The organism is Rathayibacter sp. VKM Ac-2927 (genome assembly GCF_022815525.1).
GTDB lineage: Bacteria > Actinomycetota > Actinomycetes > Actinomycetales > Microbacteriaceae > Rathayibacter > Rathayibacter festucae.
Genome location: NZ_JALGRT010000005.1, coordinates 242,368 through 257,284 on the forward strand (window position 1 = coordinate 242,368; position 14,917 = coordinate 257,284).

A 14,917-nucleotide genomic window follows, 5' to 3' on the forward strand; every position below is an offset into this window, starting at 1 on the left:
CTCAGGATGTGGTCCGTCGTTTGAGCGCGAGGGGCTTGCGTCGCCAGGGGGTCGACCCCCGGTGGATGACATGGCCTCAACACGATCGGTCGACATCTCCGAGGTTGGGGTATCACAGTGACTGGATCTTATGGAACGGGCGGCACGCCGCGCTGTCCATGAACGTGCGGCCGGTCGATCTTGCTGACCCTCATCCGCTACCTGCCAACTTGCATCTGCGAATAGAACGGGCAGACGATTCGACAGCGTCCACGGCGCGGGCGATAGCCGACGCGGGACAGGTGGCTCGAGCGGGAACCAATCTTGCTCGCTGGTACCTGGCCGGCGATGCGCGCCTGTCTTCGGTCCTGCTCAACCTGCTACAGAGGGATTCTGATCCCGCGGTCGCTGCGGCCGCCCGCGCTGAGGCTCGGCGTCGCCAGCAGCATCGTCGCTAGTGTCCGCGTGCCGTGCCGGTGGTGAGCCGGTGGGAGAGAGCGAGGTAGTCCTGTAGCTGAGCTTCTGAGCGGCTGGAGGTGAGCTCGTCGACGGTAGCGGGAAGAAAGACTTTGTCGGTAGAGCGCAGCAGAATCCCGGAGCGGGCGAGACCGACGGCGGTGTTCTTATCGAGCAGCCACACGTTCACGCCGGTCGCTTGGACGCTCTCTCGTACCTCCCGTCGGCGCCGGCCGGCAAGACGGATGACGTCGGTTCGCACGCTGACACAGCTCATAGTGATCTCGTCGTGGCCGATGCTGCGCATGACGGCGTCAGAGAGCGGCCTGGCCGCTTGCTCCATCAGTTGCCTGGCCAGCTCGATCGCAGTCACGATTTCCCCTGTAGTTAGAAGACCTCGCCACGCGCGACCTGCCCGATCCTCCGGCGGACCGCGACGAGAGACTCGACATCTAACCTCCCCCCCCCCGCGATTGCCCTCGGACGCGACGAATGGCTCTTGTCCCGACGCTGGCTACCCGGTCGGGCACGTGACCTCGCGGGCGGCCGGTTTCTCGGCTTTCCGAGATCGGGGCCGTAGCGGGTGGATGATCAGCCGATCAGCTGGATGACGACTCGTCCGAAGTCGACGGCGACGCCGTTGGGGTCGAGGTTGTCGGCGACCTGGATGACGAGGAAGCCGTAGGGGTTGTCGCCGCCGGTGCGGGCGTTGTAGAGCCCGTCGATTGCGTAGGTGCCGGTCGCGGGGTCGATGGGGATGAGGAGTCCCGCGTCGCGTCGAAGGTCCGATGCTTCGTTTGCGCCGGTCAACTCGATCCGCACCATGGTGGGCATCGGGCCGTTCGAGACTGTAACGACGCCCGTCACGACCGGAAATTCGACACGATCACCGTTGCGCGTCCCGCGATAGGCGTCCTGCGCAGCTGTGATGGTGCCGGTCTCGGTCGACGCGGAGGCTCCTGGGGCGGCGATCGCGACGGCGATGACGGGTGCGCTCCACGCGGCGGCTACCACCAGCGCCCGGCGGGTCGGGTCGGTAGCGGAGGAGCGTGCAGTGGTCATGGGACACCTTTTCCGGATGGTGAACGGTCCGGCGGCGGCCCGTTCGGTGGCTAATCCTTAGAGACTAGATGGCGCACGCCTTCCCAGGCCCTGCACTCAGCCCGGTAAGACCCCCGCAAACGGGTGTCCGTGAATTGATTCAGGCTACTCAGTGTGAAGAACCAGTGCGCTGAGCATGTGGCGACGCCGCACCTGCTGCTCGGACGAGCCGATTGCTGCCGTTGCTCGGAAAGCTACTGATTCATTGGCAGTCGGAAAGTCCTCAGGGGTGATCCGAGAGAATCAAGGCATGAGACGACGCGACCCTTCGCTGGCACCCCGAGAGTTCGCTCGCAGTCGGAAGATATTGGCCGACAGCCCAGCGAACGAGATCTTGCCTGTCAAGTCCTCCAACTCGCGAATGGTGGTGGTTGCGGACGAGTTCTGGGTCCAGGACGCCGAGTTAGAAGGATGTGACGTTGATGGCTGCTCTGCTGTTGCAGTACCGGAGGCTTACGAGCCTTTGACGCTGCACGACGGCGCCCCGTTGAGGTTCCGGCTTTGCGAGGAGCATGTGCTGGTGTTCCTTCGATCGTAACCGTGTCATCGGTTCTGGTTGGGTGGTGACGCTCGTCGCAGCACGTCATGCGCGCATGTTTCCTGCGCTGCTCGTCGTCAGCAGTTGGAGAAGGAGCAGGCACCAACATCGACCCGTTCCGCCGCGCCACGGGCAGCGAATACACCACCTCCACTACCCGCTCGGACACTTTCCACTTCGGCGTCTTCCCCTCCGGAAGCACCCTCACCTATACCCAGCACGACGGCCGGCAGGGCTGGCACTTCATCTCCCTCACCGACCTCCGCTTCGCCGCCAACGACTGCTAACCCTCCAAGCGAAACCACGCCGTCGCATCGCAGGTCGAGACGAAAACCCGTGAGATGGCCTCGGGTTGCCTGGCTCCGCGCGTATTTGCCCTGCGGGGATGACGCGGGAGCGTGCTCTCGAGATCGCAATCCAGGCTCTGGAGCGTCCTAGGTGGGAGCCCGTGGACTTCCCTGTTGACGCGCGGGGACCCGCTGCACGTTCGTTGGAGCCGTAAGTGTCATGCCGGGACTGTTTAACGAGCGGGGATCCCCAGGTTCGTGTCGTCCGGACCTGGTTTCCTGACGGGGAGGATGCCCATCTTCACAGTCCCTGGCCGCTGCTGAGTTCACATCTGCGCGGTCAGGGACTCACCGCGCTTCCCGCATCTCACGACATCCACTGATGTCCTTCGCCCAGACGTCAGGAGAGCAAGTCGCGCTCGGTCTGTGCGCTTGCGGGTGTGGGGGTGAAGGTGGCTCCTGTGCGCAGGAGTTCTGTCCCTCGGGGGAGGTGGAGGTAGGGCACGATCGTGGGGTCGCAGTTCGCGACGAGGTTGAGCGAGTGCACGAACAGGTTGCTCCAATCCTGGAGGTACTCCTCGGAATCGTCTCCGGAGAAGAACTGCCAGCCCGTGTCAGCGTCCGCGATGCTCGCTCGTCGCGGCGCTGCTGGACATCACTGTTGATGCCGATTCCGCGCGCGTCCGGCGTGGTAATTCCCTTGTTTGTTCATTGTTACATCTGATGCTGACAGCGGTTCTCGGCGTTCGGCGGGGGAGGGTCGGCGGTGCCGTCTCGTGAGGGGCCGGCCCCTCACCCTCCCCGGTGTTCCGCTCGAGGCGCGGGGTGCGCTTCGCGCACATCGCCTGCGGCGACTGGGAGCCGCTACGCGGCACTGCTTCAAGGTTCTTGTTCCTTTCCACGGTACAAACCTATTTCGCTCCACCGGCTACGTGCCACCGATATCGGACGCGCCCTGCGGGCTTATTTCGCCCGATATCGGCGTCACTCCGTCGCCTGCACTCAAACGGTTCTTCCCGCCGGAGAGGCACAAAAAAACGATCAGACAAGGGAGCGCCACATCATGCAGTCCACGCCGATGACCGCCGATACCGAACTCGACGCCACCACCACGCAGGAGACGCCGGGGAGCCGCGCGGAGGAACTGCTCGCCACGATCGAGGAGCTGCACCAGCAGGTGTGGGCAGCGGCCCCCGAGCTGCTGATCGAGACGGTGACCGACGACGGCGAGACGTACGAAGCGCTCCGGTGCCCCGTCTGCCAGACGCTCGTGACCGACTCCGGGGAACTCCGCGCGGTGGACGTCTCGACCCGGTGGAGCAGCGCGGAGCCGGACATGGAGAACCGCCAGATGGACGTCACCGCCGGGGATCACGACTACGGCAGCACGCTCTACTACCTCCACTGGACCGGCGAGGCGCACGCTGTCGTCCCGCCCTCCGGGTGGTCCGAGGACTGGCGCCTGTGACCCATACCGGCCGCGCGTGCTGACTTCTAGGCAGATTCGCCAGTCACTACGTCGCGGTCGGTCGCGGGGGAGGGCCGGCGTCGCCGTCCCGTGAGGGGCCGGCCCCTCACCCTCCCCGGTGGGGGGCGGGGTGTGCTTCGCGCACATCGCCTGCGGCGACCGGGAGCCGCTGCGCGGCACTGCTTTGAGGTTTTTTGTTCCTCTCCGCGGTACAAACCTATTTCGTTCCAGCGGCTCCGTGCCACCTATTCCGAACGCGGTCGCTGCGCTCCCTTATTTCGTTCGGAATAGGCGTCACTCCGCCGCCTCCACTCAAACGGTTCATCCCGCCGGAGAGGCACAAAAATACGATCAGACAAGACGAAAGCCCCGTAGTTTCACTAGAACCACGGGACCCGTCGCGTCGATCCTCGCACAGGGAGAACCGCCATGACCAGCACGACCACCACCCGCAAGACCGCCGCCAAGAAGCGCGCACCCCGGACCACCCCCGAGGAGCGCCGCGAGCAGGCCGCCGCGCTGCACGAGAGCATCACCGAGCAGGTCGAGGCGTTGCGCGACTCGGACCAGTGGCGCCGGTTCCTCTCGTTCGCGTCCTCGTTCCACCGCTACAGCCTGGGCAATCTCCTGCTGATCCTCGCTCAGCGCCCCGACGCCTCCGCCGTCGCCGGATTCCGCGCGTGGCAGGCCAAGGGCCGCCAGGTGCGCAAGGGAGAGAAGGCGATCAAGATTTTTGGCTTCGCTCAGCGGAACATCGCCGCCGACGAGGAGGCGGAGGAGGGCACGACGACCAGCACCGATGAGAAGGGGCAGAAGGTCCAGACGTACTACCCGCTCGTGTCCGTGTTCGCGATCGAGCAGACCGACCTGGCGGAGGGCGCCGAGGATCCCCGCGACATCGCGCAGAAGCTCACCGGGGCCGAGGATCACGGCGTCATCGTGGCCCTGACGGGCGCTCTCGAGGCCGAAGGTTGGACGGTCGAGCGCGGCACCCTTCCCGAGGGAACGCACGGCTACGCCCGCCCCGAGGACTGCACCGTCGTCGTCTGCGACACCCTCGCGCCGGAGCAGGCTGCGAAGACCCTGATCCACGAGACGGCACACGTGCTGATGGGTCACGTTGACGACCTGGAGGAGTACGCGCAGCACCGCGGAGTGATGGAGGTCGAAGCCGAGTCCGTCGCCTTCGTCACTGCTGGCCTGGCCGGGTTCGACACGAGCGCGTACAGCGTCGGCTACGTCGCATCGTGGAGCAACTGCGACGCCGACGTGATCCGCGGAACCGCGGCGCGGGTGCTCACGACCGCGCACCGCATCGCCGCGATCCTCGACGCCGACGACGACCAGAGCGAGGATGGCGAGGGCTGAGTGGCGGCGGGCCGGCCTGCGGGCCAGCCCGTGAGGGGCGACCCCCTCACACTCCCCGATCCTTCCCGTTCCGGGGGCGCGAGCTCCGCCCGCGCAGCGGCGACGGAGCACCGCCAGGGGGAGGCCGCTCCGCGGCCCGTTTCCCCGTTTTCTTCACCTCTCCGCGGTCTCAACCTATTTCGCTCCACCGGCTCCGTGCCACCGATATCGGACGCGCCCTGCGGGCTTATTTCGCCCGATATCGGCGTCACTGCGCCGCCTCCACTCAAACGGTTTTTCCCGCCGGAGAGGCAAAGAAAAACGATCAGCCAGAGGGAGACACGCCATGAGCCAGCAGCGCGGCACCCGTACCGAGGTCATCAAGAGAGAGTACTACGGACCAGGGACGGAGGGCATCAGCCGCACGGCCCGTCAGGTGGTCATCGTCGGCGCCGGTGGTAGCGACCCGGTGACCGACCAGGCCCCGGCCGTGCACCTGATCACCCGCAGCGGAGCGGTCGCCGGGGTGACGCTGCAGCACTTCGAGCCCGTGGAGCCCGTGGGGGAGGGCCGGATCGGCTACATGGCTTCCGGCGCCTACGTCGTCGTGCCGGTCGCGGTCGCCCGGGCGCTCGACCTGTTCCCGGCCGCGTACGCGCTGCACGACCGCAGCGAGATGCCCGCCGACTACCGCGCCAACGACTGACCCCCCCCCCGAACCGAGAAGGAGATCCGACATGCTCACCATCACCCACACCCCCGAAGCCGGAACGATCATCGAGGGCACCAGTCGCGGGGACGGCACCGCCGAGATCCTGAAGGCGTCCGGCTGGCGCTGGGGCCGCTCCATCAGTGCCTGGTACGTCCCGCAGTCCCGGGACCGCCTGCCGAAGTGGTGGACCATCAATCGCGCCGCGACCGCCCTGAGCGACGCGGGACACGAGGTCACGATCGAGGCCGAAGAGACGTTCCGCACGACCGCGGAGGCGGAGGCGGCGACCATCGAGCGCCAGGCCGCCCGGGTCGACGCGCTCGACGCGAAGGCCGACCGCCGCAGCGCGGACGCCGACACCGCCGACGCGGCCGCGCGGCGCGCATTCGACCGGCTCCCGGAGGGTGGCGAGCCGATCAAGATCGGCCACCACTCCGAGACGCGGCACCGTAACGCGATCGAGAAGGCTCACAACGCGATGGGCCGCAGCGTCGAGGCCGACCGCGAGGCGACTCGCGCCCGCGTCCGCGCCGACGTCGCCGCCCACACCACCGAATCCCGCTACGCGCCCGCGATGGTCGCCCGCCGGATCGACCGGCTCGACACCGACATTCGCGGATGCACGCGGAAGATTGAGGGCAGCTCGCACAACTTCGGCGGCGGCTACATCGAGACGACCGCCCCCGCGACCGGCGCATACCGGGAGCGGCTGCTCACCCAGCGGGCGCAGCTCGAGGACCAGCGCGACTACTGGTCGGACGTCCGCGAGGCGCAGGCCGCCGCCGGACAGGTCACGATCCACAGCCGCGACACGATCGCCAAGGGCGACGCGATCAAGCACAAGTTCGGGTGGAGCCTCGTGACCCGCGTGAACCCCAAGACCGTGACCGTCGCCCTGGACTGGAACGCCGGAACGCGCGCTTACTCCGTCGCCTACGCCGACGTGCAGGGCCACCGCACGGCCGCGGAACTCGACGCGGCCCGCGAGGCAGTCGCGGAGACGGCCGCGGCGAGCTGAGGGGGCGAGGGCCGGCCTTCGGGCCGGCCCGTGAGGGGCGACCCCCTCACACTCCCCGGCATCCCCGTTCCGGGGGCGCGAGCTCCGCCCGCGCAGCGGTGACGGAGCACCGCCGAGGGGAAGCCGCTACGCGGCCCGTTCCACCCGTTTTCTTCACCTCTCCGCGGTCTCAACCTATTTCGCTCCACCGGCTCCGTGCCACCCATCCCAGACGCGGTCGCTGCGCTCCCTTATTTCGCCCGGAATGGGCGTCACTACGCCGCCTCCACTCAAACGGTTCTTCCCGCCGGAGAGGCAAAGAAAAACGATCAGCCAGAGGGAGCACCCACACCATGCAGACCGCCACCGACACCGGCCGCGCCACGGCCGAACAGCTCGCACTCATCCTCGACACCCGCCGCGCGGAGTCCGACGACGACGCGACCGCCACGGACGCCGAGATCCTCGCCCACATCCGCAACACGCTCACCCTTCCCGGCGAAGGAGCCCCGGGCGGATTCCCCGTCACCGACGACGGCACCGCCTACGCCGCCGCGCTGATCGCGTTCCTCACCGCCGCCGAGAAGCAGGACACCGGCGCGGCCCTGGCCGCTTTCCTCACCCCGACCCCGAAGACGCTGGACGAGCGTGCGGCGCGCATCGAGTCGAACCGGCGCGCGGATGAGGGGTGGCAGGCGCTCTCCCCGGCGGAGCAGGCCGCGCAGATCGCGGCCGTCGAGCGGGCGGAGAACCCCGGCGGGCCGTGCGACTGCGCCAACTGCTCCGAGCCCGCCGACCGGTAGCCGCGCGGTGCGGGCCGGCCTTCCGGGCCGGCCCGTGAGGGGCGACCCCCTCACACTCCCCCAGGAGAGCGCGAACTCAGTGAGAGCGGATTGCGGAAGACGAGGCACCTTCCACGTTGTCGGCCGGCGCGGCGGGCTGAGGAGCTTTCGGGTGAAAACCTGTGGCGCGGCCACACCCGGCATCGCCGCCCGGCTACCGCTCGGGCTCACGCTCGGCGTCAAGTTCCGCCCGCGAGACGCGATCGTGCTTGGTCAGTGGTCGACTCGGACGGGTCCACACGCCTGCGCGAAGGAGGGCAGAGAGGACGGCCGCGCGGATGACGAAGAACAGCACCGCCATGACGAACGCGAAGGGGATCAACGCGAGGACGAAAGCGGCGAACCAGTATGCGTTCACGAAGCGTGAGGCTACCGGGTTAGAGGTCAGACCGTCAGGGACGACTCCCTGACAATGCGGTCAGTCCCGTTCCACGGGCGCGCGCGCTACCTACACGGGTGACGACGTGATCTCAATCTTTCGATGCCCACACGTCGGTTACGCCGGCCTGCAGGCGCATCTCGCCGAGCTTCAGCTGCTTGCGGAGACGAAGCCGGGTGTAGGGAACCAGAACCACCAACGCGATGCCTTCCCGATGTTCCGACTCGACTCGGATCGCGTCACCGCTCCCGCTGATCGTGACCGCGCTGACGTACGCAACCGCCCTCAACGACTCCCGATTCTCTCTGCTCGCACGCCGGAGCTCGTCGAGGTCTGCCTGAGACGAGTTGCTCCCACGCCCTGACTCCGGCTCCACCATGCTCAGAGTGCTGCGCCCGTCGGTGTCGATCGAGGCCGAGAATGGCCCTAGCTCACCGCGCTTTCCGAGAGCTTCGACTGCACGGGTCATCGTCAGATCGAGCAGGCCATCGAGATCCTCTTGCGCTTCGGCTGACGCCGTCTCACGCCACATCATCATGTGCACACAGTGCCACACAGCCGCCCGTCGAGCGCAGTACGGAAGCTCTGGCACGCCAACAGGACTTCGTGGCGCCGGCCACCTCGTATCGGGGTAGAGGGGCGGAGCGCTCTGCGAGCGCAGCGGTGACGGAGCACCGCCGGCAGGAGCCGCTACGCGGCCGGATTACCCGTTTTCTTCACCTCTCCGCGGTTTCAATCTATCTCGCTCCGTCGGCTACGTGCCGTCTCTCTCGGACGCGCCCTCCGGGCTTATTTCGTCCGAGAGAGCCGTCACTCCGCCGACTCCGCTCAATTGATTTCATCCCGCCGGAGAGGCAAAGAAAAACGATCAGTAAGACGACAAAAGCCCCGTAGTTTCACTAGAACCACGGGACCCGTCGCCTCAATGATCGCACATTGATTGAGGAGAAACCATCGTGAACACCACCGCAACCGGGACCATCGAGCACCTCGACCCGACCGCCCTCGTGATCGAGCAGAACGTCCGCACCAGCGCCCCGCTGACGAAGGAGTTCCTCGACTCCATCCGTCAGAGCGGGATCCTGTCGCCTGTCCTCGGACGCCGCGACGAGCACGGCAACGTGATCGTCCGCGCGGGGCAGCGCCGGACCCTCGCGAGCCGTGAAATCGGCCTCGCGACGATCCCCGTCTACGTCGTGGAGGGCGACGACAAGACCGCCGAGCGGATCGTGCAGCAGATCATCGAGAACGACCAGCGCGCCGAACTCACTACCGCCGACCGCACCGCCGCGTGGGCGCAGCTGTCGTTCGAGGGCCTGTCGGCCGCGACCATCGCCAAGCGCACCGGCAGCAAGGCCGCGACCGTGAAAGCCGGACTCGCGATCGAGGAGTCCGCGGTCGCGCGGACCGCGCTGCACGAGCACGAGCTGACCCTGGACCAGGCCGCGGTCATCCTCGAATTCGAGGACGACGAGGACGCCCGCGCCGACCTGATCACCGTCGCCACCACCAACCCCGGCCAGTTCGCCCACACCGCGGAGCGCTACCGCAAGGCGCGCGCCCGCCGCGTCGCCGTCCTCGTGGAGGAAGCCAACCAGGAGGCCGCGGGATTCGTAATCCTCACCCGCGAGCAGGTCGACGGCGAGGGCAGCCCGTGGGCCGTCATCGACCCGCTGCGCACGGAGGACGGCAAGCGCGTCACCGCCGAGCACATCGCGACCATCGAGCCGCGCGGCGTCCTCGTGAGCACCATCTACGACGGCAACACCCACGTCTCCTACGCGATCCAGGACCCCGCGGCCCACGGATTCAGCTACGCCTACAACGCGCCCGCCGAGCCCGAAACGGAGGAGCAGAAGGCAGAGAAGTCCGCTGAGCGCCGCATCCTCCTCGCGAACAACCGCGCCTGGATCGCCGCGGAGACGGTGCGCCGCGACTGGATCGCGACGCTCCTGTCTCGCAAGACCCTCCCGAAGGACGCGGAGCGCGTCATCGCCCTGGGGCTGACCGCGCACCGCTCCTCGGTGTCGGGCGGGATGAGCAACGGCAACGCGCTCGCGCACACCCTCCTCGGCGTCACTCAGCCCTCCGGCTACCACGCCGACGCGCTGGCCCCGCTGGTCGAGGCGAACCCCGCGAAGGCGCGAGTGGTCGCGCTGGCCATCGTCCTCGCAGGGCAGGAGGCGAACACGAGCAAGGAGTCCTGGCGCCGCGGCGACGCCCGCGCCGCCGCTCACTTCCGCCAGCTCGCCGCCTGGGGCTACGCGCTCTCCCCGGTCGAGCAGGCCGTCACCGGCGACACCGCCCCGGCTGAGGCTGCCGGGCTGAGCTAGCCGCCGTCGAGTGGACCGGCCCAGTGCGGGCCGGTCCACGAGGGGGGACGCCTCCGCCCTCGACCCCCACGTAAGCCGGCGCCGGCCGAACCGGATCCGCCGGCACTCGGGAGCTCGCACGATCAGAATTGCTCGAGCGGACGCTGCGCGGCCGCGTACTCCGCCGCGGCGCGGCGGGTGCCGGCGTGCAGAGCACGCCCCCATTCCCCGCTGCGCTCCGATCGCTGCGCGCTCGTTCTTCTGCCGAAGCACCTGCGGCATCTTACGGGCGCTACGTGGAGCGCAAGTCGGCTGCGCCGACCGCTCCCTCCGAGATTTTCCGCACGCGGGAGCTTCGCTCCCTCCCATCGCGCGGAAATTCTCTCCCCCCGCGCCCTGCGGGTTGCCGCACCACTTCACGCCCTGATCGGCGACACGTCGCCGCTTCGGCAGAAAAACGAGAGGGGAAAACCCATGACCACCACACCCACCACCCCGGCCCCCGTCGACGTCGACGTGTGGGGACACACCTCGGCGCTGCGCGCCGCCGAGGAAGCCGTCAACGCTGCCGCCGCATCCGGGGAGATCCGCGACCGGCACGCCGCCGTCCGGGCGCTGCTCACCGCGGCCGCCCGCCACGCCTGGCCCACCGCCACCTGCCTCGTCTTCAAGCGCGAAGCCGAAGGCACGTTCTCCGGATTCTGGGCGCTCTACCGCGTCACCGACGCCGGACACCGGGTGCTGCGCGAGTGGGAGAACGAACCCGACGAGATGAGCGACGAGTCCGAGGAGGAGCGCGTCGCGCTCGACCTCATCACCAACCGCCCCGAACCCCAGGCTTACGCCGACACCTTCGGCCCGCTCAGCGACGGCGCCGCGATCGGCTACCACTTCTACATGCTCTGATCATGAGCGTGGGCCGACCCGCAACGGGCCGGCCCACGGGGGGGGGGGGGGCCTCGACCCCCCCCGACTCATCTACTTCTTTGAGTCAATGAGTGAATGAGTAGAAGAAGCAATGAAGCAGGGTCAGGCTCCGGAGCGAGAGCGCGGCTTGCGCTTCTTGCCCGCCCGGATGTTGCGGTTCTCGATCACGCCGACGACGGCGAGGCCGGTCGCGACAGTGACGAGGAGGACCCAGCCGAGGACGTTGAACCACTGCCCCGTGAACGCCGCGTACGTCTGCTCGCCGGCGATGGCGAAGAGCATCAGCGACAGCCCGAACCAGACCATGCCGTTGGAAACCAGTGCGGCGCGCGCGAGCTTGGTGCGAGGCTTGGCCATGAGGCCACCCTGGCACCGACACCTGAACGTGTCTACGAGGTCTCGATACCCCGGTCTCTCCGAACTGTCACGCGTGTTCGGAGCTAGGCGAAGTGGGTTGATGCGCGACCATTTACGGGATAGGGCGGTTCTGAGAAAATGAATGATCAGTACATTAAGCTTGTCGGTGGACTAGCTTTCATTATCTTTGGGATAGGAGCAATCTGGAAGAGAGACGCGTACGCTCGTTGGAACGCTAAATCTATTCGCGCCCTGTGGGGGACGGCGGCGGAGCCTGTAGCTAAATCGTCAAAACCAGGGACACTTGTTTTTGTTGCAATTGTATTCCTAGTTATGGGATTTGTGTTTGTGGTTACTTCTATCGCTTCACTAGCTAGTTAGTAGCAAAGCGTACTGAACTGAGCGGGTAACCATCATCTGCCCGCCACTGCGCCGGGAACCGGCGCATCGCGCTCTCCGTCAGCATCGCCCGCGTCACCGTTCCAGTACCCAGCCGGTCCCACGCCAGCCGGGTGATCGGCAGGTTCCGGCAGAAGATGTCGTGGAACCACGCCCGCGGGAGGTAGCCGTCCGTGTACAGGTCGTGGAAGTACGTCGCGATCGCCTCTTTCATCAGCAGATCCGCACACGCCTGCGCCTCCGTCGGCGGCAGGCGGAAGAAGCGCACCGCGGCCACCACCCGTACCGTCCACAGCTACACGCTACCCAGGGTGCAGGCGAGGAAGAAGAACGAGAGGAACCATTGCCAGCCCTCGACGGCCGCTGCGAAGCTCGCCACCGTCAGCAAGGCCGGGAGAACCAAGCTCGCCAGCGCGTACGGGATCGCGGAGAGCTGCGATCGGCGCTCCGCTGCGCGAAGCGCCGCACCGGCATGGCCAGCCTCGCCCAGCTCGCCCGCGAGCGTCGGGCATCGGGTCGTCACCGTGAACGACTCCGGGACCGGCGTGCCGCGCAGGTGCCGTTCGTCCAGCGCCCGATGCAGCGCGGCATCGCGCAGCTCGTTGTCATCGGCGCCGGTGAGGAATCCCTCCGGCACCGAGTACTGGTGCGCGACGAACGTCAGCAGCTCCGTCGACGGGTCGACCCGCTCATCACCATCCCCGAAAGCGGCCGCGGCGGGGGAATAGCGGACCATCTTCCCGCCGCGCGAGAACACCGACCGCGCGACCGCCGAGCGCACGCGCTCGCGATCGCTGCCATCCTCCGCCGCGGCGATCAGCCCGCCGAGCCGACCCCACGGACCGCGATACAGGGCCGTCATCTGCCGTGCGGCACTCACCGGCACCCCTCCCGCTCGACGCTCACTGGAGCGTCCACGGTAGCGCCGCGCTAGTGCGCGGCGTCGTACGCCTCGACCACCTCCGCCGAGATGCGGCCGCGAGGCGAGACCTCGTGGCCGTTCTCAGCAGCCCACTCCCGAATCGCCTTCAACCGCTCCGGGTCGCTCTTCCCACGAGCAGGAGACGCCGAGCCGGCGTTGCCGTCCCGGCGCACACGGCGGCCGGCGGCGACGTACTTCCCGAACACGTCACGCAACGCGGCGGCGTTCTCCGCCGACAGGTCGATCTCGTAGTTCGCGCCATCGATCGAGAAGGAGACGGTTCCACCGTCACCCTCGATCGCAGAGCCGTCCAGGTCATCGATGAGAGTCAGCTTCTGCGCCATCAGGGTTTCTCCAAGCAGAGGGAAAGAACGATCACTCTGTTCTAGCAGGTGATCGCTCACAGTCTGCGGAACCAGCTTGCGCGGCGACCTCGCCGGCCGTGCGCTCTACGAAGACGCACTCGGGCGTGTCCTCGTTGACAACGCGGCTAACGAACCACGATCTCAGCGAATGCACGACTCGGCACGTCTATTCGAATTTCACCTTTTGCTCCGCCATCGCATAAGGCTTGAGCGGTATAAGAGCCGGGAGGCACTGGTCTGAACCATGTGAAGCGACCGTCGTCGTCGGTATTTATCGCCATCTCCTCGCCGGTGACGCCCCAAACACTGCATCTTTTTATAGGGTCGCCGTTAGTGTCAATAACGATGCCGTGGATAGAATATTGCGGTAGTGGCGTCCGAGGGGTCAAGGACAAATAAATCCCACTGAAAGCGACCAGTGCGAGGATTCCGGCACTGACTGAGACGAGAATGCGCTTATCTCGCATGGTGCATACTGCGTACGGTCTTCCCGGCGGTGCTGTTGGCTCCGCCGTAACGTCTTCGCTGCATCGTTCCCCCGATCGCACGCAGGCTCCTGCTGAGTTCAGCATCTAGGCGGAGGCGAGCGCTGGCTAGTCCTCGATGAGTCGGTCGCACTAGGAACCGCGTGCCATTAGGAGCTGCCAAGAATCGCGCTTCACCGCCGGGCCCGATGAAAGGCTGACCCGCGAAGGCGTCTCTCCGACACGGTTTTGAAGGGCGTACGCACCTCACCTGGCCCGCCGCCAACGGCAAGGCAGAAAATCGCCTCGCCCCCCAACTCATCTACTCATAGGAGTTGATGAGTAAGCGAGGGGGCGAAGGGGCATGAGCTCCGCGCCGAGAGCGCTTCGGCCGTTGGTCACTCGCGCTCGCTCTCCGCGGCGACCGGTCGTGCCTTCCCCGCTGGCTGCGGAGGCGTCCACACCATCGCAGCGACCGAAGCGATGCCGAAGGTGCCGGCCATGCCGGCGAACACAGTAAGCAGCCAGCCGGGTCCCATGACGACCTCCTCGCCGGACTCCCGGATGAACGTGCACTCCAAGCCCAGAGGGAACAGCGTGATCCGTGCACGCACGGCCCACTCGTAGTCGACGCCGTTCGATGGTGGCTTCTGCCGATCGACCAGGCACGTGTACTCCCCGTCGCGCGCCGCTAAGAGCGTGGCGGGGACAGGGAGCGCGAACAGAACGGTCAGCAGAAGAAGCCAGATCACGAGGGCCGCGCGGGCTCGTGCGGTCATCGGCGTCGCAGTCGCGTCCGGTATTTCTTCCCGGCGCGGATGTTCCGGTTCTCGAGCACACCAACGACCGCCAAGCCCGCCGCCACGGTCACGATCAGTGCCCATCCGAGCGCGTTGAACCACTTGCCTGTGAACGCCGCATACGTCTGCTCGCCGGCGACCGCGAGGAGTGTCAGCGACACGCCGAACCAGATCGTGCCGTTCGAGATGAGCGCTGCGCGAGCGAGCTTGGTGCGGGGCTTCGCCATGCGCTCACCATTCCACCGGGGATCGTGGTTGTCCATGT

20 protein-coding genes are annotated in these 14,917 nt (G+C 67.1%); 8 read left to right on the plus strand and 12 right to left on the minus strand.

All coding sequences use genetic code 11. The features are described 5' to 3' along the window. Positions 1 to 433: 433 nt before the first annotated feature. Positions 434 to 808 carry a hypothetical protein gene (locus tag MT353_RS16145; protein WP_243625273.1) on the minus strand — a complete coding sequence of 125 codons (375 nt, stop codon included), beginning with the start codon at positions 806 to 808 and terminating at the stop codon, positions 434 to 436. 218 nt (positions 809 to 1,026) lie between these two features. Then, positions 1,027 to 1,497 carry a hypothetical protein gene (locus MT353_RS16150; RefSeq protein ID WP_243625274.1) on the minus strand — a complete coding sequence of 157 codons (471 nt, stop codon included), beginning with the start codon at positions 1,495 to 1,497 and terminating at the stop codon, positions 1,027 to 1,029. A 624-nt stretch (positions 1,498 to 2,121) separates the two neighbouring features. Between MT353_RS16150 and MT353_RS16155 the strand changes: the two genes are divergently transcribed. Continuing rightward, a complete protein-coding gene (locus MT353_RS16155) occupies positions 2,122 to 2,361 on the plus strand; it encodes a hypothetical protein (protein WP_243625275.1) in 240 nt (79 codons plus the stop codon). Positions 2,362 to 2,761: 400 nt separating this feature from the next. Here MT353_RS16155 and MT353_RS22150 read toward each other — a convergent pair whose 3' ends face one another. Further along, positions 2,762 to 2,989, minus strand: coding sequence for a DUF2185 domain-containing protein (locus MT353_RS22150; RefSeq protein WP_374204718.1), 228 nt, complete (start codon positions 2,987 to 2,989; stop codon positions 2,762 to 2,764). Between the two features lie 450 nt (positions 2,990 to 3,439). Between MT353_RS22150 and MT353_RS16160 the strand changes: the two genes are divergently transcribed. The 5 genes from MT353_RS16160 to MT353_RS16180 all read left to right on the plus strand — a co-directional run bounded on the left by MT353_RS16160 (position 3,440) and on the right by MT353_RS16180 (position 7,688). After that, positions 3,440 to 3,829, plus strand: coding sequence for a hypothetical protein (locus tag MT353_RS16160; protein WP_243625276.1), 390 nt, complete (start codon positions 3,440 to 3,442; stop codon positions 3,827 to 3,829). A 429-nt stretch (positions 3,830 to 4,258) separates the two neighbouring features. Further along, on the plus strand, positions 4,259 to 5,197 hold the full coding sequence (locus tag MT353_RS16165) for an ArdC-like ssDNA-binding domain-containing protein (RefSeq protein ID WP_243625277.1): 939 nt from the start codon (positions 4,259 to 4,261) through the stop codon (positions 5,195 to 5,197). Between the two features lie 325 nt (positions 5,198 to 5,522). After that, complete coding sequence (locus tag MT353_RS16170; protein ID WP_243625278.1) at positions 5,523 to 5,882, plus strand: hypothetical protein; 360 nt, start codon at positions 5,523 to 5,525, stop codon at positions 5,880 to 5,882. Between the two features lie 31 nt (positions 5,883 to 5,913). Further along, the gene (locus MT353_RS16175; protein ID WP_243625279.1) at positions 5,914 to 6,906 is read left to right on the plus strand and encodes a DUF3560 domain-containing protein; all 993 of its coding nucleotides are present in this window, start codon (positions 5,914 to 5,916) and stop codon (positions 6,904 to 6,906) included. 332 nt (positions 6,907 to 7,238) lie between these two features. After that, positions 7,239 to 7,688: a hypothetical protein gene (locus tag MT353_RS16180; protein ID WP_243625280.1), complete on the plus strand. Its 450-nt coding sequence runs from the start codon at positions 7,239 to 7,241 to the stop codon at positions 7,686 to 7,688. A 193-nt stretch (positions 7,689 to 7,881) separates the two neighbouring features. Here the strand turns inward: MT353_RS16180 and MT353_RS16185 are convergent, their stop codons facing one another. Then, complete coding sequence (locus MT353_RS16185) at positions 7,882 to 8,085, minus strand: hypothetical protein (protein WP_243625281.1); 204 nt, start codon at positions 8,083 to 8,085, stop codon at positions 7,882 to 7,884. A gap of 112 nt (positions 8,086 to 8,197) precedes the next feature. Further along, complete coding sequence (locus MT353_RS16190; RefSeq protein WP_243625282.1) at positions 8,198 to 8,644, minus strand: hypothetical protein; 447 nt, start codon at positions 8,642 to 8,644, stop codon at positions 8,198 to 8,200. A 418-nt stretch (positions 8,645 to 9,062) separates the two neighbouring features. Between MT353_RS16190 and MT353_RS16195 the strand changes: the two genes are divergently transcribed. Together MT353_RS16195 and MT353_RS16200 are read left to right on the plus strand one after the other, a co-directional pair. Further along, positions 9,063 to 10,439, plus strand: a complete 1,377-nt coding sequence (locus MT353_RS16195) for a ParB/RepB/Spo0J family partition protein (protein ID WP_243625283.1) — start codon at positions 9,063 to 9,065, stop codon at positions 10,437 to 10,439. A gap of 453 nt (positions 10,440 to 10,892) precedes the next feature. Next, entirely contained in the window at positions 10,893 to 11,324 is a 432-nt protein-coding gene (locus MT353_RS16200) for a hypothetical protein (RefSeq protein ID WP_243625284.1), read from the plus strand. A gap of 123 nt (positions 11,325 to 11,447) precedes the next feature. Here MT353_RS16200 and MT353_RS16205 read toward each other — a convergent pair whose 3' ends face one another. The 7 genes from MT353_RS16205 to MT353_RS16230 form a co-directional block, all read right to left on the minus strand. Beyond that, positions 11,448 to 11,702 (minus strand): hypothetical protein, encoded by a 255-nt coding sequence (locus MT353_RS16205; RefSeq protein ID WP_243625285.1) that lies wholly within the window; start codon positions 11,700 to 11,702, stop codon positions 11,448 to 11,450. A 373-nt stretch (positions 11,703 to 12,075) separates the two neighbouring features. Further along, positions 12,076 to 12,378 (minus strand): hypothetical protein, encoded by a 303-nt coding sequence (locus MT353_RS16210; RefSeq protein WP_243625286.1) that lies wholly within the window; start codon positions 12,376 to 12,378, stop codon positions 12,076 to 12,078. Positions 12,379 to 12,396: 18 nt separating this feature from the next. Further along, complete coding sequence (locus tag MT353_RS16215; protein ID WP_243625287.1) at positions 12,397 to 12,981, minus strand: hypothetical protein; 585 nt, start codon at positions 12,979 to 12,981, stop codon at positions 12,397 to 12,399. A gap of 50 nt (positions 12,982 to 13,031) precedes the next feature. Next, positions 13,032 to 13,367 carry an Lsr2 family protein gene (locus MT353_RS16220; RefSeq protein WP_243625288.1) on the minus strand — a complete coding sequence of 112 codons (336 nt, stop codon included), beginning with the start codon at positions 13,365 to 13,367 and terminating at the stop codon, positions 13,032 to 13,034. A 146-nt stretch (positions 13,368 to 13,513) separates the two neighbouring features. After that, positions 13,514 to 13,960, minus strand: a complete 447-nt coding sequence (locus MT353_RS22155; protein WP_374204717.1) for a carboxypeptidase-like regulatory domain-containing protein — start codon at positions 13,958 to 13,960, stop codon at positions 13,514 to 13,516. 290 nt (positions 13,961 to 14,250) lie between these two features. Then, on the minus strand, positions 14,251 to 14,631 hold the full coding sequence (locus MT353_RS16225; RefSeq protein ID WP_243625289.1) for a hypothetical protein: 381 nt from the start codon (positions 14,629 to 14,631) through the stop codon (positions 14,251 to 14,253). Next, positions 14,628 to 14,915 carry a hypothetical protein gene (locus tag MT353_RS16230; RefSeq protein WP_243625290.1) on the minus strand — a complete coding sequence of 96 codons (288 nt, stop codon included), beginning with the start codon at positions 14,913 to 14,915 and terminating at the stop codon, positions 14,628 to 14,630. Before MT353_RS16230 ends, MT353_RS16225 begins: the two co-directional genes overlap by 4 nt. Positions 14,916 to 14,917 lie beyond the last annotated feature (2 nt).